The following is a 21,235-nucleotide window of genomic DNA, read 5'->3' as shown; positions in this document are numbered from 1 at the left end:
GGCCTCAATACGCGGATTCACTGTCTGGGCGACGGTGCTCCTTGGATCCAAAAACAAGCTCAACAGAACCTAAGCCCCCAGCGCTACTTAGTGGATTTTTATCACGTCTGTGAGTACCTCAGTGCGGCCGAGCCGAGCTGCTCCGGCAAAGCCCGATGGTTCACAACCCAGAAAAACCGACTCAGAAGCAACCGTGTTGAGCGCGTATTGGCGGATCTAGAACCATTTCTGGAGGGCTCCAAGGAAGACGAAACTTCAACCCCCGTCCTATCAGCCCATCGCTATCTGAGTAACCGACTCGATCAGCTCGATTACGCAGGAAGTTTGGCTGAAGGGTTACCCATCGGCTCTGGACTGATCGAAAGTGGGCACAAACACGTTATCCAAGCTCGCCTGAAAATACCCGGCGCATCCTGGAATGAGGAAAACGCCCAAATCATCGCTCAAGCCAGAACGCTAAGAGCCAATGAGCAATGGGATGAATACTGGAGCAAGAATTAGATCTCCCCGTTACTTCAATTGCACCCTAGTGATGGTGCCTTTTCCGAATACGTAATAGCTCCCACTCAGAATTTGATCAAAGTTCCCGAAGGAGTCAGCCTCGAAGAGGCAGCGATGACCGAGCCGGCGGCCGTAGCGCTCCATGCGGCGCGGCGTGCGCGCGTTCGTCTCGGCGAGATCATCGCGATCTTTGGCCTGGGTCCGATCGGTTTGATGCTGGCCCAATGGGTGCGGTCTATGGGGGCCGCGCGTGTCCTGCTGTTTGACGTCGTTGAGGAGAAGCTCGAGCTCGCGCGAAAGCTAGGCTTTTCCGACGTCTACGATAGCCGTAGTGAAAAACCGGCGGATGTGGTCTCAAAAGCTACGAACGGACGTGGGGTGCATGTCGCCTTTGAGGCTGCAGGCGTGCCGCCAACATTCAACGCAGCCCTCGATTCTGTGCGGATGTCGGGTCGCGTGGTCATGCTGGGTAATCCTGCTGCTGACGTCACGATACCAGCTGCATTGATTTCCCAGCTCATGCGGCGGGAAGTGGAAATTCTCGGCACTTGGAACTCCGGCTACACAGTTTACGGCGACGATGATGACTGGCGCACGACGCTCGCAGCGATGGCGGATGGGCGTCTCCAGCTCAAGGAACTGATCACGTATACTGTTCCGCTCAAAGATGGGATCTGTGCGCTCGAAATGATGCGTGATCGTTCAGAATTTTTCACCAAAGTCCTCATCCATCCTGAGGTCAGCTAATTGAATTCTACTATGAAGAACACAGTTTATTATTTGGATAAGCCTGGCGGCAGTTTTACTGCAGTTGAAGAAGAGATGCCACTGCCTGGACCCGGGGAAATCCGAGTCCGTGTGCGTCGCACGTCAGTGTGCCAATCGGATGTGGTGATTTACAACGTGGGCCTCCCCCGAATCAAAGAGTGGCCGGCCATTGTCCTTCACGAAGTGAGTGCAGAAGTAGACGCAATCGGTGAGGGCGTGACAAAGTTTGAGGTGGGCGATCTAGTCGGTATCGACTGCGATATTCCTTGCGGAGATCGTGGTTGTATCTACTGCGGCGATCAAGGCACAGGAGATTGGACTTACTGCCCGGATACGTGGGCGACAGGTCACGAGTTTCCAGGATTTGCGCGCACACATGCGGTGTTGCCAGACTGGTTTGTAGATCTGGGTCCGATTGCCAAATTTCCTAAAGGGTTTAGTCCTGACCACGCCTGCCAACTCGAGCCTCTCGCATGTGGGCTGGAAGGGATGACGCGGGTGAACAATTGTATCGAAAACCGCATCGTTGTCCTCATCGGCGCCGGATCGCAAAGCACATACGCTCTCCAATGTGCTCAAGCGATGAACGCGCGGAAGATTATTTTGGTGAATCGTGGCAAAGATCGCCTAGAGCGTGTGCTGCGCGATTTTGGAGATGAGCGTGTCGTCGGTGTCCTTTGGGAAGACGACGTTGTCGAGAAGATACTGGCAGAGTGTAAGCCATTCAACGAGCCGCATTTCGTTATGATGAATGCTCCAGCAGAGCCAGGCTATCGCCTGGCGACCGAACTCATGGGATATGGCACAGTGATGGATGGACATGCCGGGGTAAAAGGTGCGGGCGGTAAGCCCTGTATCGCTCATGAGGTCGATCTCATTAATGACATCCACTACAAGCTCCAGGTGTATCAGGCCACGCATGGCTCCAATTGGCATGGTATCGGGCTCGCTCGTGACATGTTGGCTGAGGGGAGACTTCCCAAGATTGACCTTATGACCAATGAGACCGAGCGTTTCAAACCCGATCAGATGCTTGAAGCCATCCATCGAGCCGCTGATAAAGACAGCTTGAAGGTCATCATCGATTGGGATTGAGCAACGTGGTTACAACAGTCCGACGATGGCGATCAATGCGATGTAGGCGACGACCCAGGTAGCGACTTTTGCCATAGCGGCGATTTTGATAGCAGTAGCGACCTGTTTGACGTCCGAAAACATGTAAATCGCGGTAATAAGTGCCAGATAGGACAGGGCGATATCGGCCTTAAACATCGTTAGAAATGGAGCATAGACGGCCAGGTAGAGAAGCCCAGTTTGTGTCAGACTCTGGATCACTGAAATAGTCAGGATTTGGTGCAAGAGCGTCGGAAATCCCTGCATGCCAAAAGCGATGCGGATGATGACTGCACATACAATAAACTCTATCAGAAATGTCGTAATGAGAACAAAGCCGAGAGGTAGCTCTTCGTATGCGTAAACATAGTCTTCGTATGAATCATTATCTCCATCGATTTGTTCAGACCAGAGGTTGAGATTGCTGAGGTCGATCTGAGGGAGTGGTTGATCTTGAGCCGTCGCTTCAACTGGGGGTGGTGACGGCTGCTCAGCAACTGGCTCTGGGACTGTGATTGATTCGGGCTCGGGTTTTGGTTTTGGAGTCGAGCGCCCTTGAGTCGGGCGAATACTGTCTGTCGTTGTAGGCTGCTGGTCGAAGGACATGCCTTCGACGCGATTAACGCGACCATCTTGAAGCTGAATCTCTGCACCGTTGGCAAATAGCAGAATTTCTCGGCTCTTTCCTTCTACAGATGAGGTGGGTTGGCCCATCTCACGTATCAGGTCGGCTCGTGTCATCCCAAGCCAAACTCTCTCAGCGCCGGATAACAGTGTCGTCCAGCTGGAGAGGATGAGGGCAAGCAGAAGCAGGAATCGATGCAGCATGTAGGTCATGACGGCACGGGTGACTAAGAGTTAGCTTTTCTCTTATTCACGTCTTGGCATTATCTCTATATGCGGCAAAATAATCGGCTGTGCTGAAAAGGGCGTCCAAGAGTCTATGCATCTTAAAATCTCCCACGAAACCCGCTTCGAATATTCTGCCGCTACGACCAACAGTTACAACGAAGCACGCTTGTGCCCCGTCGTGGATCGGCACCAGTCCTTGTTGGCCTATCAATTAGCTGTCGTTCCTGCCGGCAGTCGGCGTCAGCACGTCGATTTCTATCTCAATACCGTGGATACATTTGAGGTAGTCGAGGCACATTCTAGTCTCTGCGTCATCGCTCAGTCAGAAGTCGAGACGTATCCACCCAAACTGGATATGGAGACGCAACTCCGAGGCATGTCTGGTCGCGCCGAAGATCACGCGGGTGAGTTCATGAGTCAGGAAACTTGGGAATTTCTGCTTGAGACACAGCTGGTGCCCAAGCACCCGGATCTTTGGAAGCTAGGGATCGATGCGGCCGACGGTCAGGCCAACCTCTGGGAAGAGGTGATAGCTATCCTCGATTCAGTCTACAAGCACCTCAATTACGACCCAGCTTCCACACGAGTAAAAACCAGTGCCGTCGAGGCTCTGGAGGGCGGTAGTGGTGTGTGTCAGGATTACGCGCACGTGTTTCTCGGTGTCAGCCGCGCACTCAAAATCCCTGCCCGCTATGTCTCGGGCTATCTATTTATAGAAGATCAGATGAATGACATCGAAACCCTCAGTGCATTGGCCTCGCATGCCTGGGTTGAGGTGTGTTTTCCTGGTTTTGGATGGATCGCTCTAGATCCCACGCACAACCGCCTCATCGATGAGCGCTACGTCACCGTCGCGCGTGGTCGTGATTATGCCGACGCACGCCCTTTGTCTGGAGCTTACATGGGTGCCTCCACAGGCAAAATGGAAGTCGAGGTAAAGATCGAGCGAATGAACTGACATGCCCCTCCTCGGGGAGAGACAAGCCTCAGTTTCGTTTCAGACAGCGATGCGGTTGGGAAATCAGTAGTAATGGCTTAATTCCGTATTCCTCCGCTCATTGAGGGAAGCAGGCGCGAGGTAAACACCCATTTAACTACGGATTTCTCAGATGGGCACAGATTGCTGTCGGGACGACTATTTTCTATGCCTGAGTAATGACAGTTATTAGGGTTTTCCATGATGAAAAAGGGATCAGTCAGGTTCTCAGGTCCTGTGCCGCCTAGTCATTCATTCTGGTTGTCACTTTAGATAGCATCATGCGGCTCCGGCTCAATGTCCGGTACTTTCGCTAAAACCGATAGAAAATCCTCACGATTACTTTTTGAAGCCTCTGCCTTCAGATATGACACCGTTTTCAATGCGGACATTTTCTCAGCCGCAGCGCTAGTAAGGAACTGATTAATAGATATGCCCTCGGACTCGGATAACTCCCTGATACTCTTATGCAACGATTCGGGAATGCGTAGACTTAATGTGCTCATGATTCATCTCCTAATTTTAATAATTCTGATGGGGAAATTACTCGGACTCCGAACTGATCAATCCCCTTAAAATCTCTCGAATTATGGGTGACTATATAACTGCAATTCGCAGCCACTGCCAATTCGAGCACCATATCATCTTTCGGATCTTTCAGCCATGGCCGCCAAAGATAAAAGAACTCCTGAAAATCACAGACACTGCAATAATACCGTAGAAACGAAGAAATCTCATCCTCACTGAATCCGCCTACTATAGACGGACGCGCGATTACATCTGGGTCGCCGGCTGGATATGGTCTTCCGGTGGTTTGGGTTGGATGTTGGGGTTGAAACGGCACTGTTTCTACTCGTTGGCTACCGTCAGAAGCCGCGCGGTGAGGATGATCTGTTAGCAAATGCTTATTTCCTAATTTCTCTGCCCCTCTTTGTCTCGAGCGAAGCGGGCGCGATGTAAAGATCCATTTAACCACGGATTTCCCAGATGGGCACAGACTGTTGTCGGGACGTCTATTATCTTCGCCGGAGCAATGGCGGCGATCCAGGTCTTCAACGAATACGCTTTTGAGAGCTGGTCTTTGAGTGAGAGGAGACAGCTCACTTTTCGATCTATTCCCTGTTAGTCTTACCTGCTACATGTCGCAAAGCTTATATTCATATCCAAATCGTAGAAGGCAACTACCTGAGTGGAGCGCGAATCGCGGTATTCTGGTTAGGTGGCCTGACTTAACTAACTTACTTTCCTTTGATACTTGTAGCAACCTGAGCTACGAAATCTTCAAACCTTTCTTTTTCAGGACCTTGCTCGCCGATGGAAAATGCCTCTCCTCCCTGTCTAAAGCTAAACGTCACAAACTTAACCTTTTTGATGGTCAAAAATGACAGGGCGTTCATGGTCAAATAAACAAGAAAAAGGCTACCTCCTGAGGCTGTATTCAATTCAAATTTGATCATCATCCAAACAAAAATAATCGCGAATAAAATCAGCAGCCCCAAAACCAAAACTGACTGAATAGTTTTATCTCTTGTCACGATTGTCGAGTATGCTGGATCGATCTTTGACAACTCAAACGAGATCTCCTGCTGATACTCCAATCTCTTTGTTATCTTTGCTTCCAACCTATCCGCACCCAATGAAAAGACCCGAGTGAAGAACATTCCATTTTCCTCGTAGGATGGTATCTTTTTATTTTCTTTCATACGATGAGGTGTCTCGATTCAGTGAAGCGCGGAGCGCTTCACTGAATTGAGACTATCGACTGGTTCTGATTGTTTCATTATCGAGGAAGCGGGCCAGATATTCGTCACTGAAATAAAGGCCTCCGAGGAAACCTTTCCTAATAATCTGATTCTTTGCCATCTTATTAGCTATCCAGTCCGAAACGAAGTCTGGTGCATACCCACCTGTTCTAAAAGTTCCATCGCCGAAGACAATCAGCTCAGGATATCGCTTAAGGAATTCTTCTTCATTCTTCAGTTTTGATCCTCTGCTCAACAGGTAGAATTGAATGTCATACATCAGGTTTGATAACTCGTCTGAATGGAGCGCAAAATACCCCTTCTCAACCGTGAGTTCCTTACACACCTTTCGGATGATGGAATCAAAGTCGTAATCATTCTATTTTGCTATCAATTCACTCAGTGTGCTGGAAAAAATTCCTTTTTCAATCTTCTCCAAGTCTAGCTTTAAGTCTTCTTCTGAGGTGTCGAAAACATCGTCATGGACTAAGCCTCTAATGAAAGTTTCGAAGTCATCAGCTAGATGGGTGATTCTGTAATCGTCTTCTTGATCGACGTGAACGACCGAAGGCTCTCCTTGCTTTCCGCTTTTTCTGTAGTCAAGTGCCACCATGCCGTGCCCCGCAGATGGGCAATCGCAGATATAGAGACCAATGTCTGGGTATTCCCATTCGTCCTTCATGAATTCACCACCTAGATCGCCGCAAAGCGAATAGGTCTTAGTAGAGTCACATCCGAAGATGCCGGTGATAGCTATATGATCCTCAGCCCAAGATGTGCTCTCTGAAGCAAGATAATTAGTGTTTCTTGGGATGCCTCCATTTTGATTCTTGAGGAGTTCGATGAAGGAATCTGGTAATTTGTATCCTGTTGCTTGCTCACACTCTTGAACCATCTCGTCAGTTAGCAATCTGCCAACATACGATTCATCTGAATATTCGCTGTGTTTGCAAAAGGAGTCGAGGTCGAAGTCTTCTAGACTGTTAGGCATGTTTTATTTTCAGAACGTCTAAGTGGGCTCACGCGCGAAACGCGTTGATGTCCCACGTCTTGTTCTGCATTTTGGTTTTCATCGGAAGCGGTTGGGATTGGCGAGGACAAACCTTGTTGCAAGAACTTCGACTACCTCATCGCTATCGTAGTAACGCGACTCCAGTGCATCAAAGATAGAATCATTCTTCCTGTAGAGCTTGCTCAATTGATCCTGCCGCTTGTCTCGATTCTCAGAAGGGCCATCAGATCCGAAAAGTGAGATTGCCTCTCTCACAACGGCAAGGCGGTCTTTGGAGCCCATCGCTTCAAGGCCAGCTAGGGCGTCCCGCCAATTGTCCGCGCTGGAGTTCAAGAAATACTGGGCCAACCCACCATTGTTGATCTCGGCATCAAACATGAAAACAGCGCTGTAAAATCTCTGATGTTTTGGCAATGAATCGTATCCCGACTTCTCTTCGGACTCCCATATCCGCTTCTCAAACCCTTCGAGGCCGTGCGAACAGAGAAGCCCGGCAGCGGCTCCCTCAGCTACTCGGTCTTCGGAATGGGTAAGTCTCGCAGACAAGAATTCGCGATCCTCAGGATTCTGCATCTGACCAAGCAATCGAAGAGCCTCTCCAAGTGCGTATGTCCGAGGATACTCAAGATCGCTTGTATCCAGCGCTGAGATCAAGCGGAGCAAGAGCTCTCTCTGAACTGGCACCTTGGCGTTGGCCAACGTCTCCAACACTTCGTGAACGATACGGGAATCTGCACTGAATACCTCTGAGGAAAGAAAGAATTCTTTCGCTTCTTCTGAGTCGAAACCGAAAAGGATATCCGCTGCCTTATCTGAATTGTGCCCCTTCTCAAGAAGGTGCTTAACGTCCGAAAACAGCTCCCCCGGCACGGTCTCTGCCAATCCATCTCGGTTCAATGAGAATTCCAGTCCCATCAAGGCATAAGAGCGCACATACTCGTCCGTATCTGAGAATGCCTTCCGAACATGAGGGATGATCTCGGCCGCGCCTGTCTTGGCAATTGCCAATGCTGCATCCTTCCTTATCTGTTCAGAAGGATCGTTTAGAAACGGTGCCAATGCTGCAACCGCCTCTTTGGGGGGCACGTCGCCCAAAATGTCACAGGCTCGGTTGAATGGTGCTTCAGGCAATAGGTCTTCGCCAGTTGGCTTCACCAACCGATCATAGAGATCTTCGTCTCCGAGCAACTTAAGAATTGCAGGATGTGTTCGCTGACCTAGCTCTCGAAGTATTTGGGCTTCACCCCAAGCTTCTCTACTGGTCGAGACCTCAAGGACAAAATGTCGTGCCGCTGAGGCAACCCGTTCACCACTCCAATTCTTTGCCGCTTCGGCAGCCTCATCAGCTTCTCGACGAGCTTGGCTGGCAGCATCCCAATAATCAGGATTCTTGACAACGTCCTTAAAGCCCCATTGTGGATCTCCACGAATCTTGAAAAAGACCACTGCAACTATCACTACGAGACCGATCGCGATGATCCAAATAACTTGTGATGGTATGCCGTCCATATTTTTTGCAGAACGCCAAGCACAGACAACGAGCGCTTGCGCTCGTTGTCTGCTGCGTTTTGTTCTGATCATGTTTTCTATTCTGCTATAATTGTAAATAGATGTTCTATATCTTGAACCTTTTTCATTAGATTCGATTCAAGTCCATCTACTTGTTTTTGAAATTTATCTATATTTTTCTCTAGTTCGTATTTTGGAACTTTAACGTGTTCCTTTACTAGGATACCAGGGCCGATTGTGTCTTTTACGAGAATGGAGTTTGGTATATCTGCTACGAGTTTATCGTTTTCGATACGAATGCTCTCGAATATAGCCCTAATTCCAGCCTTCAAATTTGCAGTCTCAGCCGACGCTTGAGAGGAAGCCTTGTGAATTCTCTCTGCATCACCCTTTAGTCCTTTGAGCTGTAAATGCATCGTTGCTATGTCCGCGTCTTTCTTTTCCGACGATTTGCTATCCTGATAACTTTTCGCAATCGACAGGACGAGAGCAGCAAAAGCAACAGTGAGAACTCCTACTCCAGTTTTAGTGATCTTACCGTCCTTGTAAGGCGATCCCGCAATCCCGAAGACGACGGAAATGAAAGCGATTAACGCTAGTGATGATTCGAATATCATATATTTTCAGAACGTCTAAGGTAACTGGCGCCGCGCAGCGGCGTCCAGTTCACCGCCTTCTCATTCATTCTTGTTGGGCCAAGTGCTCTATAAACTCTGGTAGTTGTGCTAATCCTGAGATTTCACCATCCATAGCATCGGGGATTGGCCAATAATCATCTTTCATCCAAACTGTTTTCATGCCGACGAAATCGGCTGCTTGAATGTCTGCCTTTGGGTTGTCACCAACGAAGATCGTTTCATGAGGCAACACGTCTAGCTGCCGGAGAGCGCGGTGGAATATCTCTGGGTTAGGCTTCCTCACGCCCTCTTCTTCTGATACTAGTACCGCTCCGAGATAATGCCGAATGCCAAGCCCGTCAATCTTCGGATCTTGAGATGCGCTTCTACCGTTGGTTACAAGACCCAATTCAAAGCCTCGGTCTTTCAGGCCCTGAAGGGTCTGATGCATCATTGGGAATGGAACACATACGTGGGGGAAGTGTGTTAGGAAGTCGTTGAGCAAGGTCTTCCAACTATTCCTTGGAAGATCGAAGTGAGCTTCAACTTCCAGAAACACTACATCCTTCGGTTGATGCCCGTGTGCATCAAGGTCAATCACTTTGCCCAGATAGTCTGGGAGCGGGATGCCACTTAGCACACTTGCACAGCGATCCATCTGCTGATGGACATAGAGCATGAGACTACTGTGTCGGTCAAGCAGTGTTCCATCTAGATCAAAGAGAATCGCTCGAATCATTGTTGTGGCCCAACGTAGAGAGTAGCCGACGCCTAGGCGCAGCCTAGGTGTTGGCTATCTCGACTGGTTGGACTTAGATGCCACTAAGAAAGTCCATCGTCTTGCTGCTTAGCTTGTAGCTTAAGTCTGCAGATGAAATCATAGTATTTATTTTTGATAGGATGTCCCAAAAGTGTTTCACGCTTTCTTTTTCTGATTCAACTGAAACGATTTCATGATCTAACGAGAGTCGCCCGAAAGACTCTGCTAGGATTCTCTTAAGTCCTTCGACGCCACTCACCTTGTAATCAGACACGCTAACTCGTATGCCTTCGAGCAGATCAATGATGACCCCTTTAACCTTTGGATCTACATCAGAATTAATGATCTCACTGTCTACTTGGTTTACATCAATGATAAGCGCATCGAGCTGTTTTTTCTCTATTTCGTTTTCTTTGAAATGCTTGTCTAGAAGGTCAGCTCCAATCTCGAGTAATCCAAGGTCAGATTCTGAGATCTGATTCAATTGTCCCTGCCAAGAGCTATCTACGTTTACACTTTTGAACTGTTTTTTCAGGGGGACGAAGCAGAGGAGAACTTTGTCTCGGTAAGGATCATCAATACTTTTGATTTTTCTTTCGGCGTCTCCGATCAGGATATAGAATTTTGACACCTTGGCGAATACTTCTTCGTTTGAGCTCGCGTCGATTGAGAAGTAACTTGCTAAGGAACCTCTCCCGCTTTGCTTCGCGTTAGCTTTGAAATACTTCAAGATGTCGAGTAAGCGACGCCCTGGATTTGTTATATTCATTTTACTTGTCCAACAGTTAATATTATATCCACGAATCGTCACTATATCACCGTTATTTGGGCAAGTGCAACGTCCATATTATGATATATAAAAATTTATTCATCAATGGGTTATATAATTCTATGCGCATAGTTTTGGAAAGGGCTAAAACGATGGTTAGCGGAGGCGAGGGTTTTCTTTCGAGCAGGTCATACGCATCGCCATTATATTTCATCGCAAAGCCCAGTCGCCTCGTGCGAACTTCAAACAGCATTATCTGACATTATTTAGGCTATGGGTCACATCAAAGCGTGCTCCTCAAATCGTTGGGGGCGATGGAGGGCGGCGCTTCGTCGCCGCCGAACGGGTGGCTCAATCGCTGTGCGCCAATCTAAATACATAATGCCCTAGTGCCACAGACTTAAAGGCTTAGGGGCCGGGTAGGAACTGTTGTTGGAGGAGAGTCTTTACGTCGACTTTGGCGTCAGTGGCCAAGCTGGGGCTTGGCGATCCCGGGAAGGGTTTTCAAGGATTGGGGACCCGGTGTGATGCGCTTGATGGATAGCCGCATGATGTTTTTTGTAGGTCTCTTGAGTGGGCGTCGTCTCTTCTTCTCTTCGGCCGGAAGCTCTGGGTGGATAAGATCCATGTCCGGTGTCAAGACCTGTGAGTCTACCCGGTCGCGCAAAATAACCGATTTAGGACTTGATTGCGAAAACTCGCCATGTAGCTTGAATCGCTTTCTCAATCTTCAAGCAATTCATTTTATAGTATGCCTACGATCAATCAACTTGTCCGCAAACCGCGCAAGCTCATCAAGGCGAAGTCAAAGTCTCCCGCACTTGTGGCCAATCCTTTCCGCCGCGGTGTGTGTGTGCAAGTCATGACTCGTACGCCTAAGAAACCTAACTCTGCTATTCGTAAAGTCGCCAAAGTGCGCCTAACTAGCGGATTCGAAGTCATCGCTTACATCCCTGATGAAGGACACAATCTCCAAGAGCACTCCATCGTGCTCGTGCGTGGCGGTCGTGTGAAGGACCTTCCGGGTGTCCGCTACCACATTGTCCGTGGTGCTCTCGACTGTGTCGGGGTAGATAAGCGTCGTCGCAGCCGCTCCAAGTATGGAGTGAAGCGCCCTAAGGAAAGCTAAGCCTTTAAATTTACTGAACCATGTCACGTCGTCACCGCGCAGTAAAACGTCCGATCACTCCGGACCCCCGCTATAACAGCACACTTGTCGCTTCTCTCATCAACTTCGTTATGAAGAGTGGCAAGAAAACCGTCGCTCAGCGCATCGTTTATAGTGCCTTTGAGCGCGTTAGCGAGAAGCTCGGTAAGGGCGATCCGATCGATTTGCTCCTCGGAGCTCTTGAAAATGCTCGTCCGAAACTGGAAGTGAAAAGCCGCCGTGTCGGTGGTGCTACCTACCAGGTGCCCGTGGAAATTTCTTTTGAGCGTCAGCAAAGCCTGGCTTTCCGCTGGATGCTCAGCACCGCCCGCAACCGGAAGGGCGTATCCATGCGCGAGGCGCTCGCAGATGAAATCGTCGACGCCTACAATAATACTGGCGCGGTGGTGAAGAAAAAAGACGAGACCCACCGTATGGCCCAAGCCAACCGAGCCTTCGCTCACCTGCGCTGGTAATCCCCAGCCTCCCCTTTGTTCTTTCTCAACTGTTTTTGTCTATGGCTGATGTCTCTTCAGCAAATGCCGCGAACCGTCGTTGCCCGTTAGAATATACGCGCAATATCGGTATTGCTGCGCATATTGACGCCGGCAAGACGACAACAACAGAACGTATCCTATTCTACGCGGGTGTGGTTCACCGCATGGGTGAAGTGCACGAAGGCAGTGCAGTTACCGACTGGATGGAACAGGAACGTGAGAGAGGAATTACAATTACGTCTGCCGCTATATCGTGCGGTTGGACGACGCAGCGTGGCCCCTTTGCGGAGATTCCGCAGAATATCAACATCATCGATACGCCGGGGCACGTCGACTTTACCGCAGAAGTTGAGCGTTCGCTCCGGGTGCTTGATGGCGCCGTCGCCGTGTTTACCTCGGTGGAAGGTGTGCAGCCGCAGTCCGAAACGGTCTGGAGGCAGATGGATAAATACCATGTTCCGCGCATCGCCTTCATCAATAAGATGGACCGCATGGGCGCGGATTTCATGCACGCTTGCGCGACGATCCGCGAAAAGCTCAAGGGCAATGCCCATCCACTTTTTTTGCCTATTGGCGAGAGTGAGGAATTTTCCGGGATGGTGGATCTTGTGCGCGAGATCGCCTATGTCTATGATGAGACCGATCCATCTGGAATGAAGTTTGATGAGGTATCGATTCCAGCCGATATGGCGGAAGCGGTAGCTGAGGCGCGCGAGTCACTCATAGAGGCCTTGTGTGATTTTGATGACGACCTAGCGGAGGCTTACCTCGAGGGCGATACACTGGATCCCGACGTGTTGCGGACGTCTATCCGTAAAGCGACGCTGTCTCTTAAATTTATCGGGGTGATCCCGGGTTCGGCCTTTAAGAACAAGGGAGTTCAGATGTTGCTGGACGCCATTGTCGATTATTTGCCCTCGCCCCTGGATCTACCGCCTGTTGAAGGTGAAGACGACGCTGGCAAACCGCTGGAAGTGGTGCCGAACGATAGCAAGCCTGCCGCAGGTTTGGCGTTCAAGCTCATGAATGACTCCTTTGTGGGTAAGTTGGTATTTTTCCGCCTGTATCAGGGCACGCTGAGTAAAGGTACCCAGCTTTATAACCCTCGGACGCGACGGTCGGAACGGATTTCTCGTTTGATGGTGATGAAGGCTGATTCGCGTGAGGATATCGACACGGCCTATTCGGGAGATATTTGTGCGCTGATCGGAGCCAAGGACGTCATCACCGGAGACACCCTTTGCGAAAAGAAGCTCGACGTGCGTCTTGAGCCACCGTCTTTCCCGGATCCGGTAATCTCGATGTCGATCGAGCCGAATACCAAGGCGGATCAGGAAAAGATGTCCGTCGCTTTACGTCGACTCTCCGAGGAGGATCCCACCTTTCAGGTTTCGAGTAATGAGGAGACCGGCCAAACGCTCATCTCTGGAATGGGTGAGCTGCACTTGGAGATTATCCGGGATCGCATGTTCCGTGAATTTAAGGTCGAGGCCCGTGCTGGTAAACCACAGATCGCTTACCGCGAAACAGTCCGCGCAAATGCGCAAGGCACTGGAAAATTCATTAAGCAGTCCGGTGGCAAGGGGCAGTATGGCCACTGCGAGATTCGTCTCCTTCCCAATGAGCCGGGCAAGGGCATGGAGCTGGTAGACAAAATCGTCGGAGGGGCGATTCCGCGCGAATTTATTAAGCCGACCTTCGACGGAATCACCGAGGCTGCGAACAACGGCACTGTCGCTGGCTATCCTGTGGTCGATTTCAAAGTCGAGCTTTTCGACGGGAGTTTCCACGACGTCGATTCCTCAGAGATGGCCTTTAAAATGGCCGGAATTTTTGCCTTTCGCTCCGCCATGGAACAAGCTGCGCCTGTGCTGCTAGAACCTGTGATGGATGTCGAAGTCTCTACACCTGATGAGTATCAGGGCGATATTATGGGCGATATCAACCGCCGTCGTGGGCAGATTCAGGGCATGGATTCGAAAAATGGCCTCACCGTCGTAAAGGCGGAGGTGCCCTTAGAGACTATGTTTGGTTACGCCACTGATGTGCGTTCACTTTCCAAAGGTCGTGCGTCTTACACCATGACTCCATCGCGCTTCGAAGAAGTGCCTTCCAACGTCTTAACCCGGATCATTGAAACCGGCCGCTAATATAATTAAACCCAATTAACACACTATGAGTGCACCTAAAATCCGTATCAGCCTCAAAGGCTTCGACTACCGCATCATCGATCAGTCCGCCTTGGAGATCGTCGAAACTGCCAAGCGTTCAGGAGCGCGCGTCTCTGGACCCGTTCCTTTACCCACACGTATCGAGAAGTTCACAGTGAACCGTTCTCCGCACGTAAACAAAAAGTCTATGGACCAATTTGAGGTGCGTACACACAAGCGTTTGATCGATATCGTAGAGCCTACAGCGGCCACCGTGGATGAGCTGAAGAAGCTAAATCTGCCGGCTGGCGTCGATATCACAATTAATGTGTGATTTTTTCTTGCCAAGGAAGGGTTAGAGTGACTTGCTCTTCATCTTTCATCGGCAACAGCTGCTGCTGACTGCTTCACTTAGGTGATTCAAGAGCGGGCGCATCCTCCGATTTCTTCTTATTAATTTTATCCTCAATGCAGGTCCAAAGCTCGGCATTCCTGTCGTCGCCTGCCTCTTGATTTATGAGCTTTATTCTTTTAGGCAAAAAACTTGGGATGACCCAAGTGTATGATGAGTCCAACCAGTTGGTCCCTGTGACTGTGGTTGAGGCGGGTCCATGCACGGTCTCTCAGCTCCGCACAATCGAGACGGATGGCTACTCAGCAGTTCAGTTGGCCTACGGAGAGCAAAAAGCCTCCCGCTTGAGCAAAGCAGAAGTTGGCCACCTCGAGAAAAACAGCATCGCTCCTCACACGACTTTGAAGGAGTTCCGCACCGAAGACCTGGATGGATTCGAAGTCGGTAACACGCTCACTGTCGAAAAACTGGAAGAAGGCAAGAAGGTCGACGTCATCTCGACGACGAAGGGCCGTGGTTTTCAAGGTGTGGTCAAGCGCTGGAATTTTGCAGGGGGACCTGCATCGCACGGTTCGATGTTTCACCGTCGTGGTGGATCTTACGGTATGTGCCAATGGCCCGGCCGCGTCTTCAAAAACAAGAAGATGCCCGGTCACATGGGAGACAAATCACGCACGACTCAAAATCTGCAGGTCGTGAAGATCATTCCCGAGAAAAACATTGTTTTGATTCGCGGTAGCTTCGCTGGAAACAAGGGATCGTTAGTAACGATTCGCCCAGCCAAGAAAGTCCGTATTCCCAAATCAGCATAAAAGGAATATCCGAGATGAAATTTAAACTTTACTCAGCGGACGGATCATCGGCTTCCGAAAAGGAAATCAACGAGTTCCCAGAATTTGAAGGTAACAAGGGCCTCGCCGCTCTTCGTCAGGTGGTCATTGCACACCAGGCCAACAAACGCCAAGGCAACGCATCGACTAAGACACGTGCCGAGGTAGCTGGCACAGGTAAAAAACCTTTCCGCCAAAAAGGCACGGGTGGCGCTCGTCAAGGAACACGCCGCGCGCCCCAGCATTACAAAGGTGGCGTAGCATTTGGCCCCAAACCCCGCGACTACTCTCAAAAGATCAACCGCAAGCTTAAGACCCTTGCATTCGGTAGGGCATTGTTCGACCGCGCCTCCGCCGGCGAGCTTGATCTTATCGAAAAGTGGGAAGTCACGGAGGCGAAAACCAAGCTCTTCAAAGGCATCCTTTCTAACATCGGTGCTGAAGGAAAGACACTCGTTGTAGACGACGCGTTTGGCGACAAAGAGGTGCTTGCTGCACGTAACCTCGAGAAGGTCGCGATCACCAACGCGAGCCAAGTAAACGCTTTGGACCTCGTACGTTACGACCAAATCATCATCAGCGAACAAGGCATGGCGACATTGTTGAGCCGTGTAGCAGGAGGAGAGTCATGATCGACGCTACCAAAATTTTAAAGGAATACCGGATCACCGAGAAGGCCTCAAACCTGAACGAGAATCTGCTGCAATACACCTTCGAGGTGGATATGACAGCTTCAAAGACTCAGGTTCGTGAGGCGATCGAGCAAATCTTCGAAGTGAAGGTAGCTCGCGTAAACATCATGATCCGCAAAGCTAAACTGAAGGCGAACCGCTACCGCGCAGCGCGCCCTGGCAGAAAGCCGGCCTTCAAGAAGGCCATCGTGACCCTCAAGGAAGGGCACAAAATCGAACTCGTTTAATTTCGACGCCTGAAACGCCATGCCACTTCAACACCACAAACCCGTTACGCCGACCCAGCGTTTTCTCGTTCGCAATAAAGCGGATGTTTCGAAAAAGCGTCCTGAGCGTCTGCTGACTGAATTTAAGCATCGCGCCAAGGGGCGTAATTGCTATGGCCGCATCACCTCACGTCGTCGTGGCGGGGGGCACCGCAAACTTTATCGTATCGTCGATTTCCGCCGTGATAAATATGATATCCCCGGTCGCGTCGATGCTATCGAATACGATCCCAATCGTTCGGCTAACCTCGCCCTCATCGTTTATGCAGATGGTGAAAAGCGCTACATTTTGGCTCCCGAGAACGTGAACGTCGGTGATGTGCTCCTCAACCTGACAAAGGCCAACGGAGATTTTAACCCCGGCTACAACATGCCGCTCTCTGAGATGCCCCCTTCGACCTCGGTTCACAACATCGAGTTGTTCGCCGGTCGCGGAGCAAAGCTGGCGCGCGCCGCTGGACAAAGTGCTCAGCTCATCAACGTCGAGAAGGGCAAGGCTTCCATTAAGCTGCCGTCTGGCGAAATCCGTCTTTTGGACGCACGCTGCCGCGCGACAATTGGTTCCGTCGGTAACCGCAGCCACCAGAACCGCACTATTGGTAAGGCCGGTCGCAGCCGTTGGCTCGGTAAACGCCCCCGTGTGCGCGGTGTGGCCATGAACCCTGTCGATCACCCAATGGGTGGCGGTGAAGGTCGCACTTCGGGTGGCGGACACCCCATGTCCCCTTGGGGCCAGCTCGCTAAGGGCAAGCCGACACGTCGCCGTTCTAAGCAGTCAAATTCACAAATTTTGGTCCGCCGCAACGGCAAAAAGATGCGCGGTTAATTCCCTTCGATTTTAGATTATGGCACGCTCAATTAAAAAAGGCTTTTTTGTCGATCCTCACCTCATGAAGAAGATCGAGGAGGCGGCTCAGGCAAATTCTCGTAAGCCGATCCAAACTTGGTCGCGGCGTTCTACTATTACGCCCGATTTCGTCGGTCTGAATCTCAATGTCCACAACGGTCGAGCCTTCATTCCTGTGTATGTCACAGAAAATATGGTCGGCCACAAACTCGGTGAATTCGCTCCTACCCGTACGTTCAAAGCGCACGGCGGACAGGGCAAAAAGTAAGCGAGCTGAATTGATATCCATGAACCCGTTCATCCATAGATTGCTTTTCCTCGGCCTCGCTCTTCTGAGCGCAGGGTCCATGGCGGTTGCTGGCGATCGGGTTCTTGCGATTGATACCGAAGCCTCTGTCGAGGTGATCACTTTGTCTGCTGGGGCGCGCTCAGGATTCGTGAATGGCACTCTAGTTGAGGTCATACGCGGCGGGGAGATTGTCGCTGAGCTTATCGTGATCGCGAGCGATGCGAATCATTCCGTGGCACTCATCACAGCGCTATTCCAAGACCGGCCAGTGAACATCGGCCAAACCGTCCAACTCAAGGCGAACTTCAATTTCTAAAGATCATGGAAGTCATTTCATACACAAAGAACAGCCGCATGTCTCCGACCAAGGTCCGTGAGATTACCCGAGTCATTCAGGGAAAACCAGCAGTCGAGACTGCCGAGCGGCTTCGATTCATTCCTCGTAAGTCGGCCCGCCTGGTTCAAAAGACACTGCTCTCTGCCATCGCGAACGCTGAAAATAACCACAACCTCAATTCTGATAGTCTCGTAATAAAGACTGCTATCGTCGAGCAAGGCGCTGCTTTTCGTCGTTTCCGCCCTGCATCACGTGGTTCTGCGCATCCCTACAAGAAGCGCACCAGCCACATCAAAATTATCCTCACCGACGAAGAGAACTAAGGAATTTTAGATATGGGACAGAAGGTAAATCCAATAGGCTTTCGCCTTAGCGTGCGTCGTGACTGGGAGTCACGCTGGTATGCAAACAAGGCAGACTATAAGCACATCGTTAAAGAGGATCACACTATCCGCAACTACCTCGAAAAGAAACTGCGCTTTGCCTCCGTGCCCCGCATTTTCATCGAGCGTGCGAGCAATCGTATCCGCGTAAAGATTTTCACTGCGCGCCCCGGTGTGGTCATCGGCCGCAAGGGTGCAGAGCTCGACAAGATCAAGGCTGAGCTTGCTAAGCTTATTAAGAAAGACCTCATCCTTGATATCCAAGAGGTCAAGCGCCCCGATCTCGTAGCTAAATTGGTTGCTGAAAACGTGGCCCTTCAGCTAGAACGTCGTATTTCCTTCCGCCGCGCTATGAAGAAAGCGGTCCAAACTACTATGTCTCTGGGCGCTGCGGGAATCCGTTTACAGGTCTCGGGTCGTTTAGGTGGAGCTGACATTGCGCGCACTGAACAGCAGCGCCTCGGTCGTGTGCCTTTGCACACTCTGCGCGAGAACATTGATTACGGAACGGCCGAAGCCAGCACCACCTACGGGGTGATTGGGGTCAAGTGCTGGATCTGTACTGAAACCGCGGACAATCTCTAATTTCCCTCAGGAGGTAATTTACAATGCCACTTCTTCCATCACGCACCAAGTTCCGTAAGGTCCAAAAAGGCCGCAACCGCGGTAACGCAACGCGCGGCAACACACTGGCCTTCGGTGATTTCGGAATCCAGGCCATGGGTCGCGGAAAGTTGACTGCGCGTCAGCTCGAAGCAGCGCGTATTTCCATCAATCGTCACCTCAAGCGGAAGGGGAAAATCTGGATCCGCGTTTTCCCACACAAGCCCGTCACAAAGAAGCCAGCTGAAACCCGTCAGGGTAAAGGTAAGGGTGGTGTCGAGTTCTGGTGTGTCGAAGTGAAGCCCGGTATGGTACTTTTCGAGGTAGCAGGTGCACCTATCGCTGCTGCTCGTGAGGGCTTACGTCTCGCCGACGGTAAACTCCCCTTTAAGTGCCGCTTCATCGAACGCGGCGAAATTGCAACCTGATCCATCTCTCAGCAAGCGATCCTATGAAATCTGAAGATATTCGTGCTCTTTCCATTCCCGAAATCGAAAAGAAGGTTCGGGAAACCCGCGACGAACTCACATTGCTACGTATGAAGAAGCAAGTGGGCACAGTCGAACAAACCCACCTCCTTCGGGACTTCCGCCGCGACATCGCGCGCATGCTCACCATCATCGACGAAAAGAAAAAGGCTGAGGCGGTAGCTTCCTAACTTTGATACACCATGTCACAAAACAACTCAGATAGAAATTCACGCAAGGACCTCATTGGCATGGTCGTCAGCGTTTCTGGCAACAAGACAGTAAAGGTTGCCTACGAATACAAGATCCCGCATCCGCTTTACAAAAAAGAAATCAAGCGCAAGACCGTGGTGCACGCACACGATGAAAAGTGCGAGTCCAAGGTAGGGGATAAGGTCGAGATCATGGAGACCCGCCCGATGAGCAAGCTCAAGCGCTGGCGTTTGGTCCGGATCGTAGAAGCAGCACCGATCGTAGGTTAATCCTTATACTCAGGGAGGCATAGATATGATTCAAATGAACACCCGACTCGAGGTGGCGGACAACACCGGAGCCAAAAAGGCTATGATGATTCGACGTCTCGGACAACCCAAGCGCCACGCATCTGTGGGCGACATTATTGTCTGCAATATCAAGGAGAGTAGCACCAACGCCTCTGTGAAGAAGGGCGAAGTCGTACGCTGCGTGGTTGTTCGGACCAAGGCACCGATCCGTCGAGCCGATGGAAGTTACCTACGCTTCGATGATAATGCGGTAGTGGTTGTAAACAATGAAGGAAACCCCAAGGGAACTCGCATTTTCGGACCTGTAGCACGTGAGTTGCGTGCGAAGTATATGAAGGTCATCTCACTCGCACCGGAGGTATTATAGTCATGGCTGCAAAGATTAAGAAGGGCGACGAAGTCGTTGTAATCTCTGGTTCCCACAAAGGCAAAAGAGGGAAGATACTCAATTTTCTGCCAAAGAAGAACCGCGTCATTGTTGAAGGTGTCAACATGATCAAAAAACACGTCAAACAGAACCCTCAGGATCCCAATGCCGAGGATACTGGCATCATCGAGTCCGAAGGATCTGTCCACTTTAGTAACATCATGCTCGCATCACGATTTGATGCTAAGAGCGCTTCCTAACGCATTATTAAATACTCAGCTGGCCGGTTCGGAAATCCGGTCAAAAAGATATGAGCAACGAACCCACATTAAAAAAAGCATACCGCGATACCATCGCCAAGGAGCTCAAAGAAGCCCAAGGTTATGGTAACGTACATGAAGTGCCCAGCATCGAGAAGATCGTGATCAACTCAGGTGTAAAAGCTACTGACGAGAAGGCTGTGCTTCAGGACATCGTGCGAGACATCGGTGTCATCACCTGTCAAAAGCCGGTTGTCACTAAAGCACGCCTCAGCATCTCGAACTTCAAACTCCGCGAGGGTATGCCCATCGGTTGTAAGGTTACCCTGCGTGGCAACCGGATGTATGAATTTCTCTACAAATTTATCAACCTGGCTTTGCCGAGTATCCGCGACTTCCGCGGAGTGAGTCACAAACTCGATGGCAGTGGCAACTATACCTTCGGCGTCAAAGATCACACGATCTTTCCCGAAATCAATGTCGATGGCGCCAAGCGCACATTTGGTTTTGACGTCACTATTGTGACATCGGCCAAAACCGACGCAGAGGGTTTCGAACTGCTCAAGCGTTTTGGAATGCCCTTCCGCAAACAATCTAACGAAAACAGTGAAGAGGCTGCATAGATA

Annotated in this window: 32 protein-coding genes; 22 read left to right on the top strand and 10 right to left on the bottom strand. The window is 50.5% G+C overall.

The window, feature by feature from the left end:
- From HRU10_02985 to HRU10_02975, 3 genes are all read left to right on the top strand, one after another.
- Nucleotides 1-501 (top strand): UPF0236 family protein (locus tag HRU10_02985; GenBank protein ID NRA26196.1); only part of this gene is annotated, 501 nt, incomplete at its 5' end.
- Nucleotides 502-573: 72 nt separating this feature from the next.
- The gene (locus HRU10_02980; protein ID NRA26195.1) at nt 574-1,248 is read left to right on the top strand and encodes a zinc-binding dehydrogenase; all 675 of its coding nucleotides are present in this window, start codon (nt 574-576) and stop codon (nt 1,246-1,248) included.
- Between the two features lie 12 nt (nt 1,249-1,260).
- Complete coding sequence (locus HRU10_02975) at nt 1,261-2,364, top strand: alcohol dehydrogenase catalytic domain-containing protein (protein NRA26194.1); 1,104 nt, start codon at nt 1,261-1,263, stop codon at nt 2,362-2,364.
- Between the two features lie 9 nt (nt 2,365-2,373).
- Here the strand turns inward: HRU10_02975 and HRU10_02970 are convergent, their stop codons facing one another.
- A complete protein-coding gene (locus tag HRU10_02970; protein NRA26193.1) occupies nt 2,374-3,219 on the bottom strand; it encodes a hypothetical protein in 846 nt (281 codons plus the stop codon).
- Nucleotides 3,220-3,325: 106 nt separating this feature from the next.
- Here HRU10_02970 and HRU10_02965 point away from each other — a divergent pair, with 106 nt between their 5' ends.
- Nucleotides 3,326-4,192 carry a transglutaminase family protein gene (locus HRU10_02965; GenBank protein NRA26192.1) on the top strand — a complete coding sequence of 289 codons (867 nt, stop codon included), beginning with the start codon at nt 3,326-3,328 and terminating at the stop codon, nt 4,190-4,192.
- A 287-nt stretch (nt 4,193-4,479) separates the two neighbouring features.
- Here HRU10_02965 and HRU10_02960 read toward each other — a convergent pair whose 3' ends face one another.
- The 9 genes from HRU10_02960 to HRU10_02920 form a co-directional block, all read right to left on the bottom strand.
- Nucleotides 4,480-4,716, bottom strand: coding sequence for a toxin-antitoxin system HicB family antitoxin (locus tag HRU10_02960; GenBank protein ID NRA26191.1), 237 nt, complete (start codon nt 4,714-4,716; stop codon nt 4,480-4,482).
- A complete protein-coding gene (locus tag HRU10_02955; protein ID NRA26190.1) occupies nt 4,713-5,054 on the bottom strand; it encodes a PIN domain-containing protein in 342 nt (113 codons plus the stop codon). Before HRU10_02955 ends, HRU10_02960 begins: the two co-directional genes overlap by 4 nt.
- A gap of 394 nt (nt 5,055-5,448) precedes the next feature.
- On the bottom strand, nt 5,449-5,913 hold the full coding sequence (locus HRU10_02950) for a hypothetical protein (GenBank protein ID NRA26189.1): 465 nt from the start codon (nt 5,911-5,913) through the stop codon (nt 5,449-5,451).
- A gap of 52 nt (nt 5,914-5,965) precedes the next feature.
- Nucleotides 5,966-6,298 carry a hypothetical protein gene (locus HRU10_02945; protein ID NRA26188.1) on the bottom strand — a complete coding sequence of 111 codons (333 nt, stop codon included), beginning with the start codon at nt 6,296-6,298 and terminating at the stop codon, nt 5,966-5,968.
- 33 nt (nt 6,299-6,331) lie between these two features.
- Complete coding sequence (locus HRU10_02940; protein NRA26187.1) at nt 6,332-6,943, bottom strand: SMI1/KNR4 family protein; 612 nt, start codon at nt 6,941-6,943, stop codon at nt 6,332-6,334.
- Between the two features lie 78 nt (nt 6,944-7,021).
- Nucleotides 7,022-8,473, bottom strand: coding sequence for a DUF4375 domain-containing protein (locus HRU10_02935; GenBank protein NRA26186.1), 1,452 nt, complete (start codon nt 8,471-8,473; stop codon nt 7,022-7,024).
- Between the two features lie 77 nt (nt 8,474-8,550).
- A complete protein-coding gene (locus tag HRU10_02930) occupies nt 8,551-9,090 on the bottom strand; it encodes a hypothetical protein (GenBank protein ID NRA26185.1) in 540 nt (179 codons plus the stop codon).
- 64 nt (nt 9,091-9,154) lie between these two features.
- Nucleotides 9,155-9,829 carry an HAD-IA family hydrolase gene (locus HRU10_02925; protein NRA26184.1) on the bottom strand — a complete coding sequence of 225 codons (675 nt, stop codon included), beginning with the start codon at nt 9,827-9,829 and terminating at the stop codon, nt 9,155-9,157.
- Between the two features lie 73 nt (nt 9,830-9,902).
- Nucleotides 9,903-10,619 carry a hypothetical protein gene (locus HRU10_02920; protein ID NRA26183.1) on the bottom strand — a complete coding sequence of 239 codons (717 nt, stop codon included), beginning with the start codon at nt 10,617-10,619 and terminating at the stop codon, nt 9,903-9,905.
- 751 nt (nt 10,620-11,370) lie between these two features.
- Here HRU10_02920 and HRU10_02915 point away from each other — a divergent pair.
- The 18 genes from HRU10_02915 (at nt 11,371) to rplE (ending at nt 21,232) form a co-directional block, all read left to right on the top strand.
- Nucleotides 11,371-11,748, top strand: coding sequence for a 30S ribosomal protein S12 (locus HRU10_02915; protein ID NRA26182.1), 378 nt, complete (start codon nt 11,371-11,373; stop codon nt 11,746-11,748).
- A 20-nt stretch (nt 11,749-11,768) separates the two neighbouring features.
- The gene (gene rpsG / locus HRU10_02910) at nt 11,769-12,242 is read left to right on the top strand and encodes a 30S ribosomal protein S7 (GenBank protein ID NRA26181.1); all 474 of its coding nucleotides are present in this window, start codon (nt 11,769-11,771) and stop codon (nt 12,240-12,242) included.
- A 41-nt stretch (nt 12,243-12,283) separates the two neighbouring features.
- Complete coding sequence (gene fusA, locus HRU10_02905; protein NRA26180.1) at nt 12,284-14,413, top strand: elongation factor G; 2,130 nt, start codon at nt 12,284-12,286, stop codon at nt 14,411-14,413.
- A 25-nt stretch (nt 14,414-14,438) separates the two neighbouring features.
- Nucleotides 14,439-14,747, top strand: a complete 309-nt coding sequence (gene rpsJ, locus HRU10_02900) for a 30S ribosomal protein S10 (protein ID NRA26179.1) — start codon at nt 14,439-14,441, stop codon at nt 14,745-14,747.
- A gap of 182 nt (nt 14,748-14,929) precedes the next feature.
- Nucleotides 14,930-15,577 carry a 50S ribosomal protein L3 gene (gene rplC / locus HRU10_02895; protein NRA26178.1) on the top strand — a complete coding sequence of 216 codons (648 nt, stop codon included), beginning with the start codon at nt 14,930-14,932 and terminating at the stop codon, nt 15,575-15,577.
- A 14-nt stretch (nt 15,578-15,591) separates the two neighbouring features.
- The gene (gene rplD / locus HRU10_02890) at nt 15,592-16,227 is read left to right on the top strand and encodes a 50S ribosomal protein L4 (GenBank protein ID NRA26177.1); all 636 of its coding nucleotides are present in this window, start codon (nt 15,592-15,594) and stop codon (nt 16,225-16,227) included.
- Entirely contained in the window at nt 16,224-16,514 is a 291-nt protein-coding gene (gene rplW, locus HRU10_02885; protein NRA26176.1) for a 50S ribosomal protein L23, read from the top strand. Before rplD ends, rplW begins: the two co-directional genes overlap by 4 nt.
- Before the next feature lie 19 nt (nt 16,515-16,533).
- The gene (gene rplB / locus HRU10_02880) at nt 16,534-17,379 is read left to right on the top strand and encodes a 50S ribosomal protein L2 (GenBank protein NRA26175.1); all 846 of its coding nucleotides are present in this window, start codon (nt 16,534-16,536) and stop codon (nt 17,377-17,379) included.
- Nucleotides 17,380-17,398: 19 nt separating this feature from the next.
- Entirely contained in the window at nt 17,399-17,668 is a 270-nt protein-coding gene (gene rpsS, locus HRU10_02875) for a 30S ribosomal protein S19 (protein ID NRA26174.1), read from the top strand.
- A 19-nt stretch (nt 17,669-17,687) separates the two neighbouring features.
- Nucleotides 17,688-18,005 (top strand): hypothetical protein, encoded by a 318-nt coding sequence (locus tag HRU10_02870; GenBank protein ID NRA26173.1) that lies wholly within the window; start codon nt 17,688-17,690, stop codon nt 18,003-18,005.
- 5 nt (nt 18,006-18,010) lie between these two features.
- Nucleotides 18,011-18,349 (top strand): 50S ribosomal protein L22, encoded by a 339-nt coding sequence (rplV, locus tag HRU10_02865; GenBank protein ID NRA26172.1) that lies wholly within the window; start codon nt 18,011-18,013, stop codon nt 18,347-18,349.
- A gap of 12 nt (nt 18,350-18,361) precedes the next feature.
- Entirely contained in the window at nt 18,362-18,994 is a 633-nt protein-coding gene (gene rpsC, locus HRU10_02860; protein ID NRA26171.1) for a 30S ribosomal protein S3, read from the top strand.
- 23 nt (nt 18,995-19,017) lie between these two features.
- Complete coding sequence (gene rplP, locus HRU10_02855; protein ID NRA26170.1) at nt 19,018-19,440, top strand: 50S ribosomal protein L16; 423 nt, start codon at nt 19,018-19,020, stop codon at nt 19,438-19,440.
- A 23-nt stretch (nt 19,441-19,463) separates the two neighbouring features.
- Nucleotides 19,464-19,670: a 50S ribosomal protein L29 gene (gene rpmC, locus HRU10_02850; GenBank protein NRA26169.1), complete on the top strand. Its 207-nt coding sequence runs from the start codon at nt 19,464-19,466 to the stop codon at nt 19,668-19,670.
- A gap of 12 nt (nt 19,671-19,682) precedes the next feature.
- Nucleotides 19,683-19,961, top strand: a complete 279-nt coding sequence (gene rpsQ / locus HRU10_02845; protein NRA26168.1) for a 30S ribosomal protein S17 — start codon at nt 19,683-19,685, stop codon at nt 19,959-19,961.
- 25 nt (nt 19,962-19,986) lie between these two features.
- Nucleotides 19,987-20,349, top strand: a complete 363-nt coding sequence (gene rplN, locus HRU10_02840) for a 50S ribosomal protein L14 (protein NRA26167.1) — start codon at nt 19,987-19,989, stop codon at nt 20,347-20,349.
- 2 nt (nt 20,350-20,351) lie between these two features.
- Nucleotides 20,352-20,609 carry a 50S ribosomal protein L24 gene (gene rplX, locus HRU10_02835; GenBank protein NRA26166.1) on the top strand — a complete coding sequence of 86 codons (258 nt, stop codon included), beginning with the start codon at nt 20,352-20,354 and terminating at the stop codon, nt 20,607-20,609.
- A 50-nt stretch (nt 20,610-20,659) separates the two neighbouring features.
- Nucleotides 20,660-21,232, top strand: a complete 573-nt coding sequence (gene rplE, locus HRU10_02830; GenBank protein NRA26165.1) for a 50S ribosomal protein L5 — start codon at nt 20,660-20,662, stop codon at nt 21,230-21,232.
- Nucleotides 21,233-21,235 lie beyond the last annotated feature (3 nt).

Source organism: Opitutales bacterium (assembly GCA_013215165.1).
Taxonomy (GTDB): domain Bacteria; phylum Verrucomicrobiota; class Verrucomicrobiia; order Opitutales; family JABSRG01; genus JABSRG01.
This window is presented reverse-complemented; position numbering and strand designations above follow the sequence as displayed.

Excerpts from the sequence above, each read along its gene's own strand:
- HRU10_02975 (NRA26194.1), top strand. The coding sequence starts at position 1,261 with ATGAAGAACACAGTTTATTATTTGGATAAGCCTGGCGGCAGTTTTACT.
- HRU10_02970 (NRA26193.1), bottom strand. The coding sequence starts at position 3,219 with ATGACCTACATGCTGCATCGATTCCTGCTTCTGCTTGCCCTCATCCTC.
- HRU10_02965 (NRA26192.1), top strand. The coding sequence starts at position 3,326 with ATGCATCTTAAAATCTCCCACGAAACCCGCTTCGAATATTCTGCCGCT.
- HRU10_02960 (NRA26191.1), bottom strand. The coding sequence starts at position 4,716 with ATGAGCACATTAAGTCTACGCATTCCCGAATCGTTGCATAAGAGTATC.
- HRU10_02950 (NRA26189.1), bottom strand. The coding sequence starts at position 5,913 with ATGAAAGAAAATAAAAAGATACCATCCTACGAGGAAAATGGAATGTTC.
- HRU10_02940 (NRA26187.1), bottom strand. The coding sequence starts at position 6,943 with ATGCCTAACAGTCTAGAAGACTTCGACCTCGACTCCTTTTGCAAACAC.
- HRU10_02935 (NRA26186.1), bottom strand. The coding sequence starts at position 8,473 with ATGGACGGCATACCATCACAAGTTATTTGGATCATCGCGATCGGTCTC.
- HRU10_02930 (NRA26185.1), bottom strand. The coding sequence starts at position 9,090 with ATGATATTCGAATCATCACTAGCGTTAATCGCTTTCATTTCCGTCGTC.
- HRU10_02925 (NRA26184.1), bottom strand. The coding sequence starts at position 9,829 with ATGATTCGAGCGATTCTCTTTGATCTAGATGGAACACTGCTTGACCGA.
- HRU10_02920 (NRA26183.1), bottom strand. The coding sequence starts at position 10,619 with ATGAATATAACAAATCCAGGGCGTCGCTTACTCGACATCTTGAAGTAT.
- HRU10_02915 (NRA26182.1), top strand. The coding sequence starts at position 11,371 with ATGCCTACGATCAATCAACTTGTCCGCAAACCGCGCAAGCTCATCAAG.
- rpsG (NRA26181.1), top strand. The coding sequence starts at position 11,769 with ATGTCACGTCGTCACCGCGCAGTAAAACGTCCGATCACTCCGGACCCC.
- fusA (NRA26180.1), top strand. The coding sequence starts at position 12,284 with ATGGCTGATGTCTCTTCAGCAAATGCCGCGAACCGTCGTTGCCCGTTA.
- rpsJ (NRA26179.1), top strand. The coding sequence starts at position 14,439 with ATGAGTGCACCTAAAATCCGTATCAGCCTCAAAGGCTTCGACTACCGC.
- rplC (NRA26178.1), top strand. The coding sequence starts at position 14,930 with ATGAGCTTTATTCTTTTAGGCAAAAAACTTGGGATGACCCAAGTGTAT.
- rplD (NRA26177.1), top strand. The coding sequence starts at position 15,592 with ATGAAATTTAAACTTTACTCAGCGGACGGATCATCGGCTTCCGAAAAG.
- rplW (NRA26176.1), top strand. The coding sequence starts at position 16,224 with ATGATCGACGCTACCAAAATTTTAAAGGAATACCGGATCACCGAGAAG.
- rplB (NRA26175.1), top strand. The coding sequence starts at position 16,534 with ATGCCACTTCAACACCACAAACCCGTTACGCCGACCCAGCGTTTTCTC.
- rpsS (NRA26174.1), top strand. The coding sequence starts at position 17,399 with ATGGCACGCTCAATTAAAAAAGGCTTTTTTGTCGATCCTCACCTCATG.
- HRU10_02870 (NRA26173.1), top strand. The coding sequence starts at position 17,688 with ATGAACCCGTTCATCCATAGATTGCTTTTCCTCGGCCTCGCTCTTCTG.
- rplV (NRA26172.1), top strand. The coding sequence starts at position 18,011 with ATGGAAGTCATTTCATACACAAAGAACAGCCGCATGTCTCCGACCAAG.
- rpsC (NRA26171.1), top strand. The coding sequence starts at position 18,362 with ATGGGACAGAAGGTAAATCCAATAGGCTTTCGCCTTAGCGTGCGTCGT.
- rplP (NRA26170.1), top strand. The coding sequence starts at position 19,018 with ATGCCACTTCTTCCATCACGCACCAAGTTCCGTAAGGTCCAAAAAGGC.
- rpmC (NRA26169.1), top strand. The coding sequence starts at position 19,464 with ATGAAATCTGAAGATATTCGTGCTCTTTCCATTCCCGAAATCGAAAAG.
- rpsQ (NRA26168.1), top strand. The coding sequence starts at position 19,683 with ATGTCACAAAACAACTCAGATAGAAATTCACGCAAGGACCTCATTGGC.
- rplN (NRA26167.1), top strand. The coding sequence starts at position 19,987 with ATGATTCAAATGAACACCCGACTCGAGGTGGCGGACAACACCGGAGCC.
- rplX (NRA26166.1), top strand. The coding sequence starts at position 20,352 with ATGGCTGCAAAGATTAAGAAGGGCGACGAAGTCGTTGTAATCTCTGGT.
- rplE (NRA26165.1), top strand. The coding sequence starts at position 20,660 with ATGAGCAACGAACCCACATTAAAAAAAGCATACCGCGATACCATCGCC.